Source organism: Bacillus cereus group sp. TH152-1LC (genome assembly GCF_027710505.1).
Taxonomy (GTDB): domain Bacteria; phylum Bacillota; class Bacilli; order Bacillales; family Bacillaceae_G; genus Bacillus_A; species Bacillus_A mobilis.
Genome location: NZ_JAQFNK010000001.1, coordinates 799,226 through 819,082, shown reverse-complemented (window position 1 = coordinate 819,082; position 19,857 = coordinate 799,226). Strand labels below are relative to the sequence as shown.

Here is a 19,857-nt window from a genome sequence, read left to right as displayed (position 1 = left end):
CATTGATAAGTTCATGCCTAAAAGGTTTAAGAATAGAAAAAGCCGTTAATTTCTGAATAGGATTAGCGGCTTTTTCTTGTTTACCATTACTCTTCTTTATACAGTTTGTCTATTGTATTCGCATCTCTTAGTTTAGGGAATGTAGTTGTTTTATTTACAAGATATCGTGCCTGGTAACTGTCTTCAAGAGGTAGCGGAGTTTTAAATTCTCCGATTTCTTCTAATAAAACAATGTGATTCATTTTCCACGTTTTAATTTCATTCCAATACTTAAGTTCGTTGGTCATGGAATGAAGTTCTGGTATATGAATAATATCAACTGGTTTTACATCATAAATAATTTCTTTTACTTTCCCCCAATAAGCAATGTGCCTAGGATTCTCATTTGTAACTCCATCTTCTTCCTTTGTTGTTTCATAGAACAAGAGATATTGCATCGGTGTAATAGCACCTAATTCCGCGTTAAAGAAGTACAAATGATGCTCCTTTAATAAACTCATAAACCACGGATGCTGCGTTACAATAACTGCATCTCTAACAGAACTTACTTTTAATTCCCCAATCGGCACTCTTTTAAATGTCGTCTGCAAACTCATTCCCCATCCTCTCTGCGGCTCTATGAAAAGAACCTGATATTGTTTATATAAAAACTTAAGAAGAATATCTCATTTTTCTTAAGCTTTTAATCTTTATTAAATATTTTAGGAAGTAAGTATATAACGTCTGCTTCAATATCATATAACAATTACATAAAAAGAAATAGACAAAACAATCATACTCTTATTAAATTATCAGAAAATTGTTGAAAAATAAATAAATACCATATAAATTATATTATATTCTTGTTATGATTATGAATAATAAAAGCTTTGTAAGAAAAAGGAGGATATTATGGACGTTCAAATGAAGGGGAACGAAAAATTAGCGTCTTTATTAGAAAATTGGCACACAGAAATTCGCAAAAGAAATATACATAATGCTAAACAACTAAAAAATGAAGTTGATAAAAAGATGGAAGATGTAGCAAATGAGGAGAATATACTTTTATATTACTCTTTATTAAAATTCCGTCACCAATACCTAGTTGATAATTTAGGCGTTGGGAAAGACAGTTTTGATGAAATTGAATCTTTTGAGATTACAACAGATGAAACTTTGTTATATTATTACCACTTCTTTAAAGCTATTCATGCAAATATAATCGGTAATTATAAAGCAGCAAAAGAATATTATGACAAAGCTGAAAGTGGCTTAAAACACATTCCAGACCAACTGGAACACGCCGAGTTTTATTTTAAACTTTCTACATTTAGTTGCCATAATCAACAATATGTTGAAGTTCTTAAACAAGTTTCTAAAGCAAAAGAGGTTTATTCTAAATACAATGGATACGAAGTAAATATTGGTTACTGCCAAAACGTCTATGGATTAGCCTGTATTCACTTAAGGGAATTCGAGTTAGCAGAAGAGAATCTTATCTCTGCTATGGATATATTCCAAAAGCACAATGAGGAACAAGCAATCTTATATGTTCGTCACAATTTAGGATTTATGTATGCAAATCAAAACCTTTCAGAACTAGCGATACGCTATTTATCAGAAGTAATAGAGAAACAACCTAGAAATTACCGTGCAATGTTCATCGAAGCATGTGAGTATGAAAAGTTAGGAAAAAATGATATTGCTCTACTATTAATTGAAGAAGGATTAAAGGTTAGCACAGAGTTGAAAAACGAAGAATATCAACATCATTTTAAAATCCTAAAAGGTCTTACTCAAGAAATTCCAGGTTCGGAACTAGAAATAATTGTAAAAGCAGGTATTGAATACTTCGAAAAAGAAAGATTATATGAATATGTTATTGAATACGCTGAGAAATTAGCACTACGATTCTATCACGAAGAAAACTCTTTCAAAGCAAGTAGCTATTTTTACTTAGGCGTACAAGCAAGCAAACAAAATCATGCATTGGGGGCTTTAAAATGAAAAAAATAACTTTTGGTCTCATCGGAACTCTACTAGCTGTTACTGTATTCTTCAACACAAGCACATTGATGAAAACACAGTCAATTGTTGATATTTCAGTACAATCCTCTCATGGTAATACCGGCGGTTGATAATCACCCTTTTTGGCTACACAGCATGCATGTTAACTAAAAGATAAAAACAAAAACACCCTTACATATAAGGGGTATCGCCAGCATTTCGGAAAAAAACACGCTAAGCAAAAAAATAAAATAAGCTGTCCATATGGACAGCTTATTTACATAACTACCGAAGTCGGTAGTCAATAAATCTTTAAAAATATCTCTTATTCATCTCTACTAGAAATTTTTTTGTGATGGGAAACCCAGAACTTTCTCCTATAACCGAATCAATTCCACAATGAGGACATTCTGCTGTATCTTCTTCCTTTTCCCACCAATCTGTTATTTCTTTAGGATTAAATACTTTTAAGCAGTGGAAACAACCACATATAATATCCCTTTCTAAAAGTTTTCTATTACGAGAACAGAAACGATGTGCTTCCTCAAAATATTTTTCCATTGGTATCCCTCTTTTCGTGATTTTCTTCGATGCTTTACTTAGATTTTCCTTTGTATATCTTATACATAGGAGGTTAACATAACGTCTCATTATCGGTAGCAAGGAAAACGCACAAACCTTTGATACAATTAGGTTTGTGCGTTTTCTTTTTGTATTATTCTATACATCATTTTATACATTCCTATCCTGGCGTGGGTTTTAAGGTTCTCGTTTGTTACTGAATGAGCCGAAAAAATGTATAAAATCTTGCATACTCTTAACGTGGTTTTTTTCCAAAATGCTGGCGATTCCCCTATAAGCGGTGTTTTTGTTTTGTAAGTCAATGTATATTAAATATTAATTCGAATTTTATCTTACACTTCGGTTAGAAGAACATCATCTTCATTTAACTCACGGAGAAACTGTACATCTCTGTTGAATTCGCTAATAATTTCGTACGAACCACCTGAAAGTATTTTATTTTCGATTGGAATGTTATTAATAGTTTTTAAGACATTATGCAATAAACCGAAAAATACTTCTTCTGTTCCATCATTGTATTCGGCACGATATATACCATAAGTGTCATTATTTTGCTTTACAGTGAAACGCCATCTTTGTTTCAGCATAAAATTACCTCCAATCTATGTGTTACTATCCATTATAAATAATGAAATGAAAATTAACAAAATATAGCCTTTGAACCAATGAAAAAAGCTTCCAGTAAACACTGGAAACTTCTTTATATTCGCTTTACAAGCGGTTATCATGCCAGAAATTCATTTCAATGTGGCTATTTTCATCGTATGGTTTAAATGTATATCCTTTTGCTTTCAAACCTTCTATAACAGCTGGTAATGCAGCAGCTGATTGTGAGTGAATGTCATGCATTAGAATGATTTCTTGTTTGCCTGTTGCATGCTTTAATATGTTATTTACAATAGCAGGAACTGATTCTGATTTTGGTTTTTTATTATATGTCCAATCTAATGAATCAATCGTCCAGTCCCAAACATGGAATTGTGAAGCAGCTAATTGGTCTCTAATGTCTTGTTTTAAACCTGGTTTTGAACCATATGGAGGACGAACTAAGTGTGGAGTAATTCCCACATTACTAGAAAGAATCTCTTGTTCTTTTTTCATTTCAGGAACAAACTGCTTTTGTTTATATAGTTTGTTGAAATTATGACTCATTGAGTGCATACCAACGTAATGTCCAGCTTCTAGCGCAGCTTTTACTGTTTCAGGATGCTCTGCCGCATTATCTCCTAAAACAAAGAATGTAGCATTTATTTTGTATTTTGCTAGTGTTTCTAATACTTTTTTCGTGTTTTCATTAGGTCCATCATCGAATGTAAGATATGCTACCTTTTCATCCGCTTTTACAGGAACCGCAGGTTTTTTAGAAGAATCTTTCCCATCTGTTTGTTTATATAATTTTAGGTATTCTTTCTTCGCTTTTTCTGCTTCTTCTAATTCTTTTTGTTTCTTTTTCAATTCTTGTTGTTTTGCTAATTCTTCCTTAGACATACTCTCTTTTTTCTCTGTTTGATTTGAATCTTTTGAGTCAAACGAACACCCTGATAATATTCCTACGCCTAGCGTAACTGCACATATTGCGCACAAGCCTTTCTTAGAAATATTCCCTTTTGACATATTGAATTTTGGCATTTTCATGTGTAACTATCCCTCGCATCTAAAAAAAATAACTCTTCATGTGAAAATAAATTTTACATCAATCGTATGCCTTAAATTTGGAAATAAAATCTAGTTATCCTTGTAGAAAATAAATAAAAAATAAAAAAATATAATAGATAGATTTATCAGATATTTATGGGTGATTGAGATTTTAATATTGAAATATTATTAAAGTGTTTGCAATTTTAATTCTCTCTGTTATAAAATAAAGACAAACATCTTTGTATGTATAAATTCTAACAAACAGCATAAAATAAAAAAGAGAGCACCGATACTCTCAATATCGATGCCCTCTATGTAACCGAGCCTTAAGGGTTTGGTTCATGCAAAATAGAATTATTTACGAGAACGACCACCCTTTTTGCTTTTGCGGAGCTTTCGGGTGGTTTTCTCGTTTTTTCGTTTCTTATCAGCAAAGACTTTAATCGAATAAGTCACGACTTCTCGCACTACAGCCTTTACGATTTCCACAATAATGAGAATCAAAATATCCATTCGGTTCACCTCCTTTCGTTGCAAAATCGCAATGAAAAGGAATGAACCTCCCACCCTAAAACTCTTAGTTACCTTTTTATTTTAATACATTTTCTTCTAAAAAGATAGAACGTTTGTACGCTTTTTTCATATTTTTCTCTGTATATACAAAAAAAGGAGCATGTGCTCCTTTTCTAAGTTTTATATTGTTAGTTGTACGAATAGATATTGATTACCACTTATTTTACCGTCACCATATATTGTGTTGGTTTTAATTCTATCTTGTTTTGCGAGATTAAATCATACGGGTTTTGAATCTTATTGATTTGAGGAATACTTCTTAAATTACTTACACGATATATAAAGTAATTATCCCCTAATATTTTAGCTACTTCTAATTCGTTATTTGTTAAATAAAAGTTTTCATTTCTAGCAGTTGTACTTTTTACTTCAATGTATTTATAAGAACCATCCTCGAAAAAGGATTGGATATCATAACCGGCATTACAATTTTCATTAGCAACCCATGTTACTTTTTCCGCTAAATCCATTCTACCTATACTTTTTAGATGCTCTTTTTCTGCAAGAAACACATAAGATTCTCCCTCTAATCCTATTTTTTTCTTAATTTCTAACTGTTTTTCCAATTCTTCTGGTGTTATTGTATTTGAACTTGTTTTTTTCTTTTGTTTGCTTTTTTCAATTACATAAGTCACCACATTACGTTTCTCAATAATAGTAGATGCATAGTAAGAAGGTGAACCTCCGTATATTTCTACTGAAAAATCATGTTTATCTAACTCTTTTATGATTTTCCTCGATGCACCTTTTATACTACAGATTGAACAACTCAATATACTATGTTCAATAATGATTCGATTCTTTTTATATACAGTTTGAATATAGTTATCTGTTTCATTTAATGAACTTTCGCAAAACGGACAATTATTTGTTTGGAATTCATACATCTTTGTAAAAATAATTGTTTTCTTTTGCTGTTTTGGTATATATCCAGGCACATCAACGTTAACTGAATCTCCAATAGGCTTCATAACTTTTGGTTGTTGCAATGAATTTGATGACTTAATGTCCAGAGGCATTTCTTCTTTATTCACTTCTTTATTCACTTCTTTTGATATCATTTTTTTCGGTTGAATGATTGGCTTCTCAATTGAAGTTGTTTGTTCTTGTGCTTTATCTCGACCATCTATAAATTCGATATCATTCTCATTTGTAGATTCAACATTGTTAACTTCATCCGAATCGTTGTCTTCTTCACACAGAAGGAAGTTTAATTCTTTTACATACTTACTCTTTTGAATCTCTTCTTTTACATCTATTTCTGAATGTAATTGTTTCCAGATGATGTAAATATCAATAATTTCTTGATACAACATTCTTTCATACAAATGACCTAAAATAGAAACTGCATTTTGTGAGTCCCAATGTGCAAAACACATCCCACCTAAGACAATACTAAAGTTAGCGTTATTTTTTTTGCGATTTTCAATTGCAGCTTCGATGATTTCCCTCAAGAGTAGGTTCCAAGATTCCGTATTTGGAATTTTAAGTTGCATTTTATTTAAATTAAAATTATCTTCACAATATAAAAACATAAGCTTAGCTAATTCTTCTCGAAGTCTCTTTTTGTTTGTAGCAGATGTTTTAAATACTTGTTTTGGAAGAGCGTTATTTGAGTAAGATAGTGTTAATTCACCTAAAAATACTCTTTCATTAGACATTCCTTTCTCTTTAACTCTGTATACATATTCCATTTCCAATGGAGCACAAAACTCTTGTATCCAAACTCCATATAATATACTACTTTCTTGTCCTGAGGAAATTTTGGAAATCATAGAAAAGATTTTATTCCTTGCATCTTCTATACTGTTGCTTTTGTAAATATATGAATGAATAAACAATGAGCCGATGAGAGATTTAAAAATAGTTGGAGCAAGAGATTTCGCTGGCACACTGTCAACAATACCCTTGGTACCTTTTATATAAGGCAACCAACTTTCTCTGTTGAAATCATGTAAATTAGAGTGTAAAAACTCATTATTAATAATGGTTGCCCTTCTTTTTGCTAAATTCTTAGAACTATCTTGACAAAAAGTTGTGAAATTTTCAAAGAGGTATTCCTCCGTATAAAAACTTAATACATATGAACCTAGAAAAGATAATATCTCATTTGTATCTAAGTTTTTATTTTTCACTTCATTTCTGTATGATTTATGAATTAAACATGTGTCTAATAAATAATCCGATATGTCTTTATTAGAAAGACCGAAAGAATTTTTTAAAATATTTATTTCCTTTACTCTATTAGGATTAACATGTTTCAGTTTCCCTAATCGTATAAGCGATTCTTCCTTTTTTTCTCCTATTTCAATTGGTATGTTTTGTTCTTTTATAAATTTTTCTGCTGCCATTTTTTCTGTCTTTCTCTTATTTTTCCCTATAGCAATTGCGTATTTACTACCACATTCTACTTTGATTGTAAGTGTCCTATCGTGGTGTTCTCCTTCTTCTTTGATTAACTTATACGAAACGCTTAATTTTTTTCTTTGAGCATATTCTTGTAGTTTTGTTTTGTAGTCCATATTATTTATAGGATTAAATAAAAGAAGAGCAGGTTTCACAATACGATAAATTTCTTCGTATCCGCAATGATGATAAATCTCATAAATAATTTTCGCTAATATATCAATATGCGAGATTTTTTGTTCTTGTTGTAACCCATTTCCTAAGTATATAAAGTCGCTTATTTTGTAATACGAGCAAATATCATTACTTAGCTGCTCAACGTTACCTATTTTATTTATGTCTTGTATAGTTATTTGAGAATGCTGTAAAAAATGAGTGGTAAATAATAAGTTTAGCAATGAACGTCCCAAAATTGATTTCGCTTTTTCCTTTTCAATGTGTTCAGATGAGAATCTTTTATCATTTTGATAACTGACATGTTGTAATGCGCTATCCAATATCTCTGCTTTCATATTTACATGTAGCAGTTGTTTTAATTTATTACCGTTTCCTCCTTGGCTTTCTTGAACACAATCATTTTTATATGTCATAATCTACTATCTCCAATCTTCATTTTTTATCATTTTATCATTATTTTCCAAGTTTAGATAACTGTTTGGTAGATTGTATTTAAACTTACGAGCAAAACAAAAAACCTCAAAATGAGGTTTATTTGTATTGAATGTCTTCTAATTTCACTAAGATGTTGGTAAAGTCATAGTCATGGAAGTCTTTTTTCCAACCTGTAGTTTCAGTAACATCTAAAGAACTTTCCGTTTCAGAAATCTCAATTAGATTTACTGGTTTTTTTACCGTTAGCATTCTTTTTCCATCTAAGTAATAAATCAACGCATCTGCTCCGGTGATTATCACTTTTGTAATTTGTTTTTTTACTGCTTCTTGTGTCGCCATTGTCATCATCCTTTTTTTGGTATTTATTAATTTATAATTCAAATTTTCTTTTTGTCAATGAATTTAATGGTTATTTTTAGGTGATTCTATTACATTATATAGAAAAAAATTACCTAATGGTAATAATTTTATTAAGAATCTATATTTTCTGCATTTTGTTGTTTTTACCCAAAATAGGAGATTAATATTTACATAGACACTTAAATTAAAAAAACCTCTATAAATAGAGGTTTATTTGTATTGAATGTCTTTTAAATTTACTTCGATGTTTCCGAATTGAAAATCAATGCGTTTTTTATTTCTTGTTATAGGAATTTCTGTTTCAACTACATCTACATGACTTTCTGTTTTAGAAATATTAATATCATCAATTGTTCTTTCTAAAATTCGAATTTTTTTCCCATCTAAGTAATAAATCATTGCATCTTTTCCATCGATTATAACTTTCGTAATTTGTCTTTTAAATATCTCTCTTTTTATTGTATCTTTTTTCACGGTAATCATCCTTTTTTTGTATTTATTTGTTTATTTATAAATTAGTTTTCCTTTTTGTCAATAATTTCTATTGGTTATAATTTAAATTATATGAAAGAGAAAAGAATCAAACACTACGTAATGAGAATCCCCTTATTAAAACTTTATATTCACTTCAATTTATTGTTTTCAACCAAAATACAAGTTTAGTATTTAAATAGACATTGAAACGAAAAAAAGAAGCCATTAAAGGCTTCTTTTTATATATTCATTTTCCCTTTTTTCTTTAATTCGTTTTTAAGACGTTCAATAGCATGTTCTCGTTTATGCATACCTTGAATACCTATCAACTCTTGAAACTTTGTTTTTGCTTTTTCTATTTCATTTACAGTAAAAACAGAGAAAGTATCTGGTATTTGGGCATAAAATACAAAAATATAGCTAGAAATCGTTAATAGAACTGCACTTCCTTCAACTACATAACTCTCATAGTGAATGTATTCTTTTGAAAAATATGATTCAACTTCTATTGCATCTCTTTCTTGGATAAGTGTTTCAAACATCTTTTCTGCCATTTCATGAGACTTAACGCTAATACTGTTCAATCTTCCTTCAAAGTATTTAAAAGAAGGTTTAATAAGTAGTTGCAATGATTGTTGTTGTAATCCGTCTTCCAATATTTCGTTTACGATTCGAATCATCGAAGTTTTAGGAGATACTTGTTTTTTGTAACCAGTTGTTTCTTCTGTTACATATATAGAGTCTTCTTCTTTTACAATCGATATAATCCCTTTGAAACCTTTATATTCAAATTTCCACGCAAACAATCTCCCCTTGAGTAAAGTTGCATCACGTTCAAATAAGGAATCTTTTTCATGTCTGATAAATACGTAAGTAGAAATTCGATTTGCTAAATCAATAATATCTACAATTGTATTAGTAAAGTCATAATAGAATTGTCTTACGTAGAATAACCCGAATACATCGAAGTCTTTTTGTTTCCAACCTGCGTCAAGAATAGCAGCTTTTGCTTGTTCCTCTAAATCCGAAATACGATAAGTGTAATCCATTTCTAAATTAATAGAAACAATTTTAAACCCTAATGCATCAGCAACCATTTTTAAATATTCGAGACAGTATGGAATTTTATCTACATCTCTCGCAACTTCCAATGTAGCGCTAATAGATTGTTCTTTAATATCGATTTCGCCCTTTACATAATCCACTTGAAATTTATAACCACCATACTTAGGTTTTGTTTTATGGAATCTACAAGTTCCGATATTATTCTTGTATTCCTCCTTGAAACTTTTGATAACCTCAGTTAATGTTTCTTCAACTAGAATTTGATTCATTTTACATTCTCCTTAATGGAAAAGGATGATTGCCTTTTCACGTTTTTTTAATTATCGTACCATATATATAAATTTTAGGTTGAAATTAAATCCATTAATTTCCTCTTTTAATTTGGGATTTCGTTAAAAAACCTCTAACTGCATATTCGTTAGAGGCTTCAATGGTTATTGATTGTTTGTGTATTTGGATAGGATTTATTTATTCAAAAGATAATTTTGTATAAAGTGCATTGAATTTTTTTAAAGCTTCGAATAGACCAGGTAAACTGAAAGGGAAGTAAAAATCATTACAATTTCCTTCAACTTCTTCAATAACGCGATATTCTAGAATAGATTCATATTCAGCTCTTGTCATTCCTTCAACATAAAGAGTATCATCTACAATAGATAAATCTATATTAACCGAGCTTTCGATATCGTTTAAAGATTTTGCGTACACTACGTAATCAAGGAAATTAGGTAATGATGCTTTCTGTTCAAGCATTTGACTTATCAATTCTTTTTCTGTTTTCTTTAGCTCCAAGAATTCCTCTTCACTACCTAGTTCCATTATGATTCCTAATTCATAAACCTTTCTTTCCACATACTCATCTTCAGATACATCTTTTGTGTAATGTAATTCGTTTTCTTGTGTATTAATCATAATTCAATATCCTACCTTCTTTGGTTTTTTAAATTATATATACAATTTAAAAAAACGGGTAAAACATTTTCTGAAAATAAAAGATATAAGAGCTCCGTATTCAGTCTTCCTTCTTTGTTTATCAATCAGATACTACCCTATTGTTCTTTATTATAATTCATGCCAATTATACCATTCGTTTATGTCTATCGGTTTCTCTTGTTTTTCCCAATAATCCATCACCTTTTGAACAATATTGAATTCTTTTAATAAGTCCAAAAATGCACATTGTTCTTTTTCATCCATATGTGAGATTGCATTCAATTCATCGATGTTACCGCATTTATCTATTTCAAATGAAATTTGTTCTTGTGTATTTGATATTACAACATAGAATACCTTCATTCCGAACGAGTCAAGGACGTATACCATATCTGTGTATGCTTGTTTAAACATGCTATTTTTCAAGAAATCTTGTACCTGTTCCGAAAATAACAACACACTTTTCAAACGGTTTTCACCTTCAAGTTGCTCTTTCATAAACAGTTTCCATTCTTCATTCCATTCATTTATCATACCAAATGTCAAGATACATTCACCCCGATTCAATTTTCATCATTATTTCCAAAAATCGTTTCAGTTATATCCACATGTATTTAAGATATTTCAACTCTTTTCATAAAAAACAAGTATAATTTGAAAAAGATAAGGAGAATGAAATATCTATGAAAACTCAAACAAAAAAAATAAAACACAAATCGAGAATGGTGCCACAAAAATCTTTGGAGGATTATATTTCGCATTTAGAAACATGTTTACATACAGAAAATAGAAAGAAATTCGTTCGAGATGCAGCACAAAGTATGTTGTTATGGCATGAGGGGAAATTAACAGATATCCAAAATGAACGATTGCGAGCATTAGCCAATATAAATATCGGATTTATTGCATAGCCTTTGCTATGCTTTTTTATTTAATAATAGAATTATCATAAGTTGTATATAAATAAAAAAAGCAGAGGGATGAAATTCCGCTGCTTTTGTTGTTTTTAGTTTCGTTTTAGGTAATAGGTAAACAGAATACTATTTATACCACTGTTCCCAAATTTGCATTGATTCCTCAGGTTGATAAGGAATTCTTTCTGTGTAATCGTGAATAACCATACCTTCGTATGGATTTTTTTTAGACTTCTCAATTTCTTTTTGAAAATCTTCCGCTTGTGGTTTAACTTCAATGATGTTATTAGGTCCGCAAAACTCATTTTTTGCAACGAGAATCACTAATAATAACCCCACAATTGTTAATACCATTCCAAAAGTTCCAAGTTTTTTCATGTTAATCATCCTTTGTTTTTTTGACAATATACATGCTTTTTTAATTATTTGTTAAAAAAAATTATTTTTTATCCATAAAAAATAGAGTGCTAAAATCATTGTGATTTAGCAGCACTCTAAATGAATTATTATTTATGATTTTTCTCACAAAAAACAAGAACTATTGTTAATTTGTTTCTAAAACATAAGGTAAGATAACCTTTTCTTTTTAATACCATTCTAACTGCTTCATTGTTCTTTGAATAAATGCAGCAGATTGTGCACGAGTAGAATCTGTTTTTGGTGTTATCGAAGACTCGCTTGTTCCAACAGTAATTCCATATTTAACAGACTTCGCAATGGATTTACTTGCCCATTGAGACACATTCGAAAAGTCTTTAAATTTGGTAGTTACGTTTTTTGTATCTTCATCATCTACGTCTAATGTTGCACCTTCTTTTTCCATAACGCGAACTAGAATTGCTAACATTTGCTCTCTAGTTAATGTTTGTTCAGGTGCAAACGCAGTATTCGATATTCCTCTTATTAAATTATGTTCCTCGGCAATTAATACATCTTGATAATACCAAGTATCCTTGTTTACATCTTTAAATTTACTTTCTTTTAACGAAGGATTCTTATATCCCATTGCCTTCACTAACATAGAAGTAAACTCTGCACGAGTGACTTGATTATCTGGGTCAAATGTTTTATCCCCTGTTCCATCAATAAAATGTTTATCTGCCATGAATTCAATTACCTTAGATGCCCAGTGACGAGCTGGTATGTCTTCGAATTGTTTATCAAATTTACCAAATAGGTAATTGCCACCGATGCCTTCTATTTCAAACACTTTGTATCCCTCTTTGCTTTTGCTTCTAATTACATCATAAGTTCCATTTTCTTCGTTGTATTTGTATACATTCCATTCATGAATATCTTCTTTAGAGAAGAATGGAACTTCTACTTTTGCTCCACCTTCATGATGGGACATATCAATTTCATTTCCGGTTTCATCAATAAAAGTAAGCTCGATACCTGCCCATAAATCACCCTCTATAGTTCCACCATTAAGATTTTCCTGTACTTCTTTTTTATTATTACTTGTTTCTATTTGTATTTCTTTTGCTTTCGAAGGAAGCACGATATTCTCAGGTTTTAATTTTATATTTTCACTTTGGGTTCCACATTCAATAGTTACTTTTTCTTCTTTTAATGTATCGACTGTTTCAACAGGTAATTTTATTTTTTGTACTTCAGCTGCATCAGAAGAACATACATTAATTGTTTTACTACCTGTATTGTTCTTTAGATATTTATCTAATGAATCTTTTGAAATCGTTACTTCTTCAACAAGCTTTCCGTTTTCCATATATTCTTTTTTTGTTCCAAGCTCGTCTTTTGATGATTCGTTGTTATTTCCATCCACAGGTGGTTTTGTTTCGTCTACAGGCGGTTTTACCTCATTTGTAGACTCCCAAGATACTTCTTTTTTCACCTCATCATTTGTTTGAGAAGTTTGTCCTGCATCTATCGTTACATCTATTTCTTTTATGACTTCTCCTAAACTATTTTTCACACGAATTGTGTATTTGTAAATCTTGTTGCCCTCTACATTTTCTTCACGGTGATATATGTATCCATTTACTGCATCACTTGGATGGTAAATCCATTTTAGGTCATCACGAGTGATTTCATAGGATACTGCTTTGGGAAATTCTTTAAAGAAGAATTCAATATTAATATTTCCAGGTTCATTCACCGTTTTTGCTTGGATAGAAGCTGGGTCGCTTGTTCCAGTTATGTTTGCTGCTGAAACTTCGAATTGGTAACTAGTAGCTGGTTTTAGATTTAAAACTTCAAAAGTGTTTTTGGTTCCCGTATAAATAACAGAACCATTTTGTTTTAAAGTATATGTATCTGCATCCTGTACTGCATCCCATTTAACTGTGATTTCTTTATGTGTAGTTTTAGTCACCTCTATGATTGGCTTCATAGGTGCATTAGGATTCGTAGTTACATGAACCAATGAACCGTTTGATTCATAATTATTTTCGTCTTCTATTTTTAAAGTGTAAGAGTAATTTGTTTTTGCTAATAGATTTGTGTCTTCAAAACTATTTCCTGTTACAGAAGCAATCTTTACTCCATTTCTATACACATTTACAGCATGAAGACTTGAGATTTCTGGATTAACCCAATTTATTTTAACTGTATTATTTGTGTGAACTTCTTTTAAATTTGTAACGTCCGGGATGCTATTTGTTGTTACATCAATAGTTGCTCCAAGAGATTCTTTTCCCAAGTTGTTTACTGCTTTTACTGTGTATTTGTATTTCTTGTTTGGTGAAACAGTATTATCAGTGTATGTGAGATTAGTTGCATTCGCTATTTTTGTACCATCTCTATATACATTATAAGAAACGATACTGTTATCGTTTGGATTATTCCAAGATAGTGTCACATCGCTATGTGAATGGCTTTCTTGCAATCCTGATATTTCAGCTACATCTTTTACTTTGTATAAATAAATTTCATCTACAGTTTTAAGAGATTGACTGGTATTCTCGAATGCTACATATTTCACACCAGATGCCATTGGAAAATATATTCTGTTTCCTGTTGCATCAGTGTTGTTTACAGTCGCTATGACCTGTTTTTGGTCATTATATAGTGTCATCTTTAAAGAACCTGCACCAGGAGCTTTTAATGCATAACTATCTACATCATATGTGGTCGGAAGTTCCGTCCACAGTGTATCTGTTGCATTTCCAGAATAATATACATTGGTTGTAGTATTTGAGATTCTATCTGTTGTTTTATTTGTAAGTGTTGTACCACTGAAAATATCTGGACCTTGAATCATCCATAATCCTTTTAATACTTCATTTGAAGTTGCAGAGTCTGTTGTGACATTCGTTGTTAACCCAGTTGTTTCTTTAGAAGAAATAACCCCGTTATTATTATATGTATCTACCGCTGTCACACGATAACTATAAGTTGTATTTGGTTCAACTGTTTCATCGTGATAAATAGGAAGAGCATTATTTTTTACTTTTCCAATTAATTTTCCGTCGCGATAAATATTTAAGTAATCCAAATCTTTTTGTGGTGGATTAGTCCAATTTAAAGAAACTGTTTTGTCTGTTTTAGATGTGTTAATTCCACTTAATTCGTAAGGTCCTTCTGCTTTATATAAGTACATTTCATCTACATCTTTAAGAGACCCAGAGGTATTTTCAAATTTTAAATATTTTACTCCATATGCAACTGGGAAGTAGGCTCTATTTCCTGTTGCATCAGTGTTATTTACAGTCGCTATAACCTGTTTTTGGTCATTATACAATGTTAATTTCAATGAACCTGCACCAGGAGCTTTTAGTGCGTAGCTATCTACATCATATGTAGTCGGAAGTTCTGTCCAAATTGTATCTGTTGAACCACTATAATAAATAGTTGTAGTATTTGCGATTCTATCTGTTGTTTTATTTGTAAGTGTTGTTCCATTAAATATATCAGTACCTATCACCATCCAAAGACCTTTTAATACCTCATTAGAAGCTATAGAGTCTGTTGTGACAGAAATACTATTACCCTCTGTTTCTTCTCCATTTACATCTACAGATGTAACTTTATAAGAATAAGTTGTGTTTTTCAGCAAATTTGAATCATGAAATATAGAGTAATTGTTCTTTTTAACGCTGCCAAGCAATATACCATCTCGGTAGATATTCGTATGGTCAAAAGTTGCATCTCCTGGATTAGTCCAATGAAGCGATACGGTTGTATCGGTTTTAGATGTAGTCAAACTTGTAGCTTCTGCCGTAGCAGCATGTACTTTAATGATATTTCCAATTGGGATAAAGTATTGGAAACACAAAGCTGAAGCCAAAGCTATTTTTAAAAATTTTTGTTTAATCAATTTATATACGCCTCCTTTTATGTTATAGGTAAGTATTACATATACGTAATACCGTACTCCATATACGTAATACTGTATCTATAAAAATTTACAAGTGTTTTTTAATTACATAACTTGAAATGACATTTAAAAAGACCGTAATAATTACGGTCAGTGATGTTTATGGAATAAAATTAGGTTATAAAATGATAAAACGGCTATATAAAGCCGTTTTATCATGGAAATATAAATCATCATTATCATTATTGCTGAATCTGTAAAATTTGTTTAGCAACAAATACATCTCCATCGATATGTTCTTCTAATTCTTTTGCTAATTTATCATCTACAAAATTATGTGAGATATTGATTTGTTTTTCTTTTACATAATTATTGAGTTTTTCTACTGAATCTATTTTGTCCCAAAAATTGATAGAAGTTTTGTCCTTAAACTGCATAGTATATTCTAATTTCACGCTTTCTTCATTCTCTCCACTCTCGTTTGTATGAACAATTCTTCCACCTGTTATAACTACACGTATATCATCCCAGCTTTTTTCGGTTTTCCCCCATATTCTTTGCTGAACAATTTTATCAGGGCTCACAGCATCATACCAGCACAGAACCACAACGCACCCAGCGATACCAGCAACAAATAAAAGAGGAACAAATATTTTCCCAAAGCCCATTAGCTCGCCATGCCTTATTATTAAAAATGTAAATATCACTACTAGTAAAAAGTATTTAAACAAATACGAGTATTCATGAATCATTACAAAATAAGAGTTATGTTGAGAGAAAGTAGAATACGCACCATTTAAAGGAACATCCATTATAATACAAACAATAATTGATATTAATAAAGCTTTAAGTATCTGCATCCATCTATATCCTCAATTCTTTCGTGAAAATCTATTAAAAATATCGATTTGCTATTCTTCATCTTTAACTAATCATTCTGATTAATACATTAAAAATAGAATTATTGCCATAATTTATGAATAATAATTTTAGCAAATCCAAAAAAATGTTGGTAATTCAGAAAAAAATTCAAAATATCGATTAATATGCTTCGATATATATTCAGAAATATGGTATGATAAATAACGATAAATGATGAGAATATCATCAATACAAAAGAATCATCTCAACACAGATAAGGAGCATTTAAGTGGTAAACAGAATTCCTATTGTTCTCATGTTGGCTTCTTCTTTATTAGTAGCCTGGGGGATATTATTTAGCGTGGATAATATTATATATGTTGTTTCTTCTATGCTGATTTTTGTATCAGGAGGCATGATTATTGAAATCAGAAGAAAAAAATACAATGATTTTCTTTTGTTTTTACAAAAAGAAGGCGAAATTGTATTCATTATGCTTGGCGTTCTTCTATTTTCTTCTAAATTTTATGTAGAAAACCCTTGGAGGGATGCACTTCATCTTCTTTCTTTATCTATGCTTTTAATTAGTATAGGAATTAGAAGAATACGATAAATATTTCAATCCGTATTCCATATACATATCGTCAAAATGTGAAAAAGACAAGACCTGTTTCTTTATACAAAGGAGTCTTGTCTTTTTTTATAGATTCCTAGAAAAATTTGTTATATATTTCTAATAAATGATATATTAGGTGTACCGCCAAAATGTCGCGAAAAACCTACGATTATAGGCTTATATGACAAAACTTTTGAATCATTGGTGAAAAGAATAACTAATAAGGGGAATAGGAAATGCGAGACGAAAAAAACGATATTTGTAACCTATTAAAAGAAAAGTTGAGGAAGATGAGCGCAGAAGAAAAAATCGCTAGAACAAATCAGTTACATGCTGACCTTGAGACTATCTATGAGGATATGTCCCGCATAGATGGTGTGGTTAAGGAAGTCACGATGAACGTAGTATCAGAAGCATTCGACAACTTACATCTCGAATTCCAGTTTCTTGCAGTCGAAGGTTTCTATGCCGAAAAGCAATATGAAGTATATAAGAACCACGTTCAATATATAGAACATTATGAAATGTTAGATGGATTTGGTAGCGTTCAGTTTGAAAAAGCGGCAGAACGCCTAAGAGATTATATAGAGGAAGAGGATATTAAACCTAAACAATCTGCTAGGATGAGAGCAAGAATAAACTACAGAGGATGAGGGACAGTTTTATATAGGAACTGCACTTTATATTTTTCATTTTAAGTGGTTCCGCCAACATTACATGGAAAAAGCAGCTCATAAGTAGCTGCTTTTTTAGTTAAAATTTCAATTCATCTTTTAGGACTAAAAACCACATACAGATTTTCTACAACTTATATTGGTTGCTAAAACATAATTGTTTTTCAGAGTTTTACTCATTCATATATATGTCAAAAATCATGCCATTAATTACAAATAAATGGTATATTATGAAAGCAACAATAATAAATGACGAAATGGAGTGAGGCGAATGGCTTTAGAATTAAAAGCGCCGACAACTATTAAGCATTCCGATGAACATATTACAGTAGGGGATTATGTTGTATATTCTGTTCTTCCACATTTAAATCTAAGAATCGCAGGCATTCTAGAAGGTCCACTTTCTGATTATTATTTAGTATATAAAGTAGGCGAAACTGAAAGCGCACCTGCGTTCATCCCGAAAAATGACATTTATTTAGAAAAACCAAGTCCTTTACGTTATGCCATACCTCATTTTGATAATTTCAAGAATGTCTATCATACTAAATCAAAAGATGGATGGTGGGTAAGCGATGTAAGGGTGAGTTACAAAGGGCATAGATTTGATAGCGTGGTGTGTACACAAGCATCTAAAACGGAAACATTCCCCTTACAAGATGTAATGTTTATTCGCCAAGCTCATTGTAAAAACGGTAGATGTAAAGCTTCCCTGGATATTGACAATAACAGAGGCGTTTGCCCGGATTGCGGATGGTTTATCTGTAACAAATGTGGTTCTCATGGATGCGACGAAATAAAGGTAGATAATAAAATTCGTGATTATCTATGTTATATTCGTGGATTGAAGAATCCTAATTTCAAATCGGAAGTTGGTCCTTTTACTCCTATGCCTAATGTGTAAAATCACATGGTATTTATTCTTTAACTTACTCTTGATTAAATTCATAGAAAAAGCAGCTCATGTAGCTGCTTTTTTACTCTATTTCATCTATTTGGATTACCCCCCAATGTAGAGCTTCTATAACTCCTATTATTTGTTTAAATACAATTATCTTTGAAGTTTTTCAGAGTTAGACTAATTTATATATATCAAAAATCAAGCCATTAATTACAAATAAATGGTATATTATGAAAGTAAGAACAATAAATGACGAAGTGGAGTGAGTCGAATGGGCACAAAAATAACGTTAAAACCAACGGCTACTAAAAAGTATTCTGATGAAAATTTTACAGTAGGAGATTATGTTGTATGTTCTGTTCTTCCGCATTTAAAACTAAGAATTGATGGAATTATAGGAGGAGGTTATTACTCAGTCATTAAATTAGGAGAAACTAAAAGTAAACCCGCCATCATCTTCAGAGAGGAACTTTATTTAGAAAAACCAAGTCCCTTACGTTATGTTACACCCCGTCTGTATCCTTTTATGTATTTTTATCATATTCAATCAAAAGATGAGTGGAGACTAGATGATGTCATTGTGAGTCACAAAGGACATAGATTTGATAAAGTGGCTTGTTCGAAAACAATGAAATTCAAGGAGCCAATGAAAACAGAAGAATTTCTTTTGCAAGAGGTGATGCTTATTCGCCAAGCGCATTGTAAAAACGGAAGATGTAAAGCTCCCTTGGATATTTATAATAACAGAGGTGTTTGCCCAGATTGTGGATGGTTTGTCTGTCACAAATGCGGTTCTCATGGATGTGATGAAATAACAGCGGACACTAAAGTTCGTGATTATCTATGTTATCTTCGCGAATTAAAAAATCCAAATTTCAGATTAGAACAAGGTCCTTTTACGCCCATCACTAATGAATAAACAATTTCATAATCTCATAGTGTGGGTAACTTACTCCGGATTAAAAAACATAGAAAAAGCAGCT

General features: G+C 31.0%; 21 protein-coding genes. 7 read left to right on the top strand and 14 right to left on the bottom strand.

Translation table 11 applies throughout. The annotated features are described in order from the left end of the window. Window positions 1-86: 86 nt before the first annotated feature. A complete protein-coding gene (locus tag PDL00_RS04290; protein WP_270726782.1) occupies window positions 87-596 on the bottom strand; it encodes a hypothetical protein in 510 nt (169 codons plus the stop codon). A 295-nt stretch (window positions 597-891) separates the two neighbouring features. On the opposite strand from PDL00_RS04290, the gene PDL00_RS04285 reads away from it, so the two are divergent. Further along, a complete protein-coding gene (locus tag PDL00_RS04285; protein WP_270726779.1) occupies window positions 892-1,986 on the top strand; it encodes a response regulator aspartate phosphatase in 1,095 nt (364 codons plus the stop codon). Then, on the top strand, window positions 1,983-2,117 hold the full coding sequence (locus PDL00_RS04280; RefSeq protein WP_255301847.1) for a hypothetical protein: 135 nt from the start codon (window positions 1,983-1,985) through the stop codon (window positions 2,115-2,117). Before PDL00_RS04285 ends, PDL00_RS04280 begins: the two co-directional genes overlap by 4 nt. Window positions 2,118-2,298: 181 nt before the next feature. Here the strand turns inward: PDL00_RS04280 and PDL00_RS04275 are convergent, their stop codons facing one another. From PDL00_RS04275 to PDL00_RS04230, 10 genes are all read right to left on the bottom strand, one after another. Continuing rightward, window positions 2,299-2,547 carry a cytoplasmic protein gene (locus PDL00_RS04275; RefSeq protein ID WP_270726776.1) on the bottom strand — a complete coding sequence of 83 codons (249 nt, stop codon included), beginning with the start codon at window positions 2,545-2,547 and terminating at the stop codon, window positions 2,299-2,301. 353 nt (window positions 2,548-2,900) lie between these two features. Then, on the bottom strand, window positions 2,901-3,155 hold the full coding sequence (locus PDL00_RS04270; protein ID WP_270726773.1) for a hypothetical protein: 255 nt from the start codon (window positions 3,153-3,155) through the stop codon (window positions 2,901-2,903). Window positions 3,156-3,279: 124 nt separating this feature from the next. After that, window positions 3,280-4,203, bottom strand: coding sequence for a polysaccharide deacetylase family protein (locus PDL00_RS04265; protein WP_270726770.1), 924 nt, complete (start codon window positions 4,201-4,203; stop codon window positions 3,280-3,282). 357 nt (window positions 4,204-4,560) lie between these two features. After that, a complete protein-coding gene (locus tag PDL00_RS04260) occupies window positions 4,561-4,719 on the bottom strand; it encodes a hypothetical protein (protein WP_270726767.1) in 159 nt (52 codons plus the stop codon). A 218-nt stretch (window positions 4,720-4,937) separates the two neighbouring features. Next, a complete protein-coding gene (locus tag PDL00_RS04255) occupies window positions 4,938-7,775 on the bottom strand; it encodes a protein NO VEIN domain-containing protein (protein ID WP_270726764.1) in 2,838 nt (945 codons plus the stop codon). Between the two features lie 118 nt (window positions 7,776-7,893). After that, window positions 7,894-8,136, bottom strand: coding sequence for a hypothetical protein (locus tag PDL00_RS04250; protein ID WP_270726761.1), 243 nt, complete (start codon window positions 8,134-8,136; stop codon window positions 7,894-7,896). Window positions 8,137-8,367: 231 nt separating this feature from the next. Further along, window positions 8,368-8,631 carry a hypothetical protein gene (locus tag PDL00_RS04245; protein WP_270726759.1) on the bottom strand — a complete coding sequence of 88 codons (264 nt, stop codon included), beginning with the start codon at window positions 8,629-8,631 and terminating at the stop codon, window positions 8,368-8,370. A 239-nt stretch (window positions 8,632-8,870) separates the two neighbouring features. Continuing rightward, on the bottom strand, window positions 8,871-9,965 hold the full coding sequence (locus PDL00_RS04240; RefSeq protein WP_270726756.1) for a hypothetical protein: 1,095 nt from the start codon (window positions 9,963-9,965) through the stop codon (window positions 8,871-8,873). A 199-nt stretch (window positions 9,966-10,164) separates the two neighbouring features. Next, complete coding sequence (locus tag PDL00_RS04235; RefSeq protein WP_270726753.1) at window positions 10,165-10,608, bottom strand: hypothetical protein; 444 nt, start codon at window positions 10,606-10,608, stop codon at window positions 10,165-10,167. 150 nt (window positions 10,609-10,758) lie between these two features. Then, entirely contained in the window at window positions 10,759-11,175 is a 417-nt protein-coding gene (locus tag PDL00_RS04230; RefSeq protein ID WP_270726751.1) for a hypothetical protein, read from the bottom strand. A 137-nt stretch (window positions 11,176-11,312) separates the two neighbouring features. Here PDL00_RS04230 and PDL00_RS04225 point away from each other — a divergent pair, with 137 nt between their 5' ends. Further along, window positions 11,313-11,540 carry a hypothetical protein gene (locus PDL00_RS04225; protein WP_270726749.1) on the top strand — a complete coding sequence of 76 codons (228 nt, stop codon included), beginning with the start codon at window positions 11,313-11,315 and terminating at the stop codon, window positions 11,538-11,540. A gap of 129 nt (window positions 11,541-11,669) precedes the next feature. Here PDL00_RS04225 and PDL00_RS04220 read toward each other — a convergent pair whose 3' ends face one another. The 3 genes from PDL00_RS04220 to PDL00_RS04210 form a co-directional block, all read right to left on the bottom strand. After that, the gene (locus tag PDL00_RS04220; protein ID WP_098516806.1) at window positions 11,670-11,921 is read right to left on the bottom strand and encodes a hypothetical protein; all 252 of its coding nucleotides are present in this window, start codon (window positions 11,919-11,921) and stop codon (window positions 11,670-11,672) included. A 208-nt stretch (window positions 11,922-12,129) separates the two neighbouring features. Continuing rightward, window positions 12,130-15,822 (bottom strand): S-layer homology domain-containing protein, encoded by a 3,693-nt coding sequence (locus tag PDL00_RS04215; RefSeq protein WP_270726746.1) that lies wholly within the window; start codon window positions 15,820-15,822, stop codon window positions 12,130-12,132. 242 nt (window positions 15,823-16,064) lie between these two features. Then, window positions 16,065-16,682, bottom strand: a complete 618-nt coding sequence (locus tag PDL00_RS04210) for a hypothetical protein (RefSeq protein ID WP_098006932.1) — start codon at window positions 16,680-16,682, stop codon at window positions 16,065-16,067. 290 nt (window positions 16,683-16,972) lie between these two features. Here PDL00_RS04210 and PDL00_RS04205 point away from each other — a divergent pair, with 290 nt between their 5' ends. The 4 genes from PDL00_RS04205 (at window position 16,973) to PDL00_RS04190 (ending at window position 19,793) form a co-directional block, all read left to right on the top strand. Further along, window positions 16,973-17,296, top strand: coding sequence for a hypothetical protein (locus PDL00_RS04205; protein ID WP_098006933.1), 324 nt, complete (start codon window positions 16,973-16,975; stop codon window positions 17,294-17,296). Between the two features lie 239 nt (window positions 17,297-17,535). After that, a complete protein-coding gene (locus tag PDL00_RS04200; protein WP_270726741.1) occupies window positions 17,536-17,952 on the top strand; it encodes a hypothetical protein in 417 nt (138 codons plus the stop codon). A 292-nt stretch (window positions 17,953-18,244) separates the two neighbouring features. Next, window positions 18,245-18,877: a hypothetical protein gene (locus PDL00_RS04195; protein WP_270726739.1), complete on the top strand. Its 633-nt coding sequence runs from the start codon at window positions 18,245-18,247 to the stop codon at window positions 18,875-18,877. A gap of 268 nt (window positions 18,878-19,145) precedes the next feature. After that, a complete protein-coding gene (locus PDL00_RS04190; protein ID WP_270726737.1) occupies window positions 19,146-19,793 on the top strand; it encodes a hypothetical protein in 648 nt (215 codons plus the stop codon). Window positions 19,794-19,857: the final 64 nt, after the last annotated feature.

What these genes read in the sequence shown, in the direction of transcription:
- PDL00_RS04290 (WP_270726782.1), bottom strand. Translation starts at nt 596, where the DNA reads ATGAGTTTGCAGACGACATTTAAAAGAGTGCCGATTGGGGAATTAAAA.
- PDL00_RS04285 (WP_270726779.1), top strand. Translation starts at nt 892, where the DNA reads ATGGACGTTCAAATGAAGGGGAACGAAAAATTAGCGTCTTTATTAGAA.
- PDL00_RS04280 (WP_255301847.1), top strand. Translation starts at nt 1,983, where the DNA reads ATGAAAAAAATAACTTTTGGTCTCATCGGAACTCTACTAGCTGTTACT.
- PDL00_RS04275 (WP_270726776.1), bottom strand. Translation starts at nt 2,547, where the DNA reads ATGGAAAAATATTTTGAGGAAGCACATCGTTTCTGTTCTCGTAATAGA.
- PDL00_RS04270 (WP_270726773.1), bottom strand. Translation starts at nt 3,155, where the DNA reads ATGCTGAAACAAAGATGGCGTTTCACTGTAAAGCAAAATAATGACACT.
- PDL00_RS04265 (WP_270726770.1), bottom strand. Translation starts at nt 4,203, where the DNA reads ATGAAAATGCCAAAATTCAATATGTCAAAAGGGAATATTTCTAAGAAA.
- PDL00_RS04260 (WP_270726767.1), bottom strand. Translation starts at nt 4,719, where the DNA reads ATGGATATTTTGATTCTCATTATTGTGGAAATCGTAAAGGCTGTAGTG.
- PDL00_RS04255 (WP_270726764.1), bottom strand. Translation starts at nt 7,775, where the DNA reads ATGACATATAAAAATGATTGTGTTCAAGAAAGCCAAGGAGGAAACGGT.
- PDL00_RS04250 (WP_270726761.1), bottom strand. Translation starts at nt 8,136, where the DNA reads ATGGCGACACAAGAAGCAGTAAAAAAACAAATTACAAAAGTGATAATC.
- PDL00_RS04240 (WP_270726756.1), bottom strand. Translation starts at nt 9,965, where the DNA reads ATGAATCAAATTCTAGTTGAAGAAACATTAACTGAGGTTATCAAAAGT.
- PDL00_RS04235 (WP_270726753.1), bottom strand. Translation starts at nt 10,608, where the DNA reads ATGATTAATACACAAGAAAACGAATTACATTACACAAAAGATGTATCT.
- PDL00_RS04225 (WP_270726749.1), top strand. Translation starts at nt 11,313, where the DNA reads ATGAAAACTCAAACAAAAAAAATAAAACACAAATCGAGAATGGTGCCA.
- PDL00_RS04220 (WP_098516806.1), bottom strand. Translation starts at nt 11,921, where the DNA reads ATGAAAAAACTTGGAACTTTTGGAATGGTATTAACAATTGTGGGGTTA.
- PDL00_RS04210 (WP_098006932.1), bottom strand. Translation starts at nt 16,682, where the DNA reads ATGCAGATACTTAAAGCTTTATTAATATCAATTATTGTTTGTATTATA.
- PDL00_RS04200 (WP_270726741.1), top strand. Translation starts at nt 17,536, where the DNA reads ATGCGAGACGAAAAAAACGATATTTGTAACCTATTAAAAGAAAAGTTG.
- PDL00_RS04195 (WP_270726739.1), top strand. Translation starts at nt 18,245, where the DNA reads ATGGCTTTAGAATTAAAAGCGCCGACAACTATTAAGCATTCCGATGAA.
- PDL00_RS04190 (WP_270726737.1), top strand. Translation starts at nt 19,146, where the DNA reads ATGGGCACAAAAATAACGTTAAAACCAACGGCTACTAAAAAGTATTCT.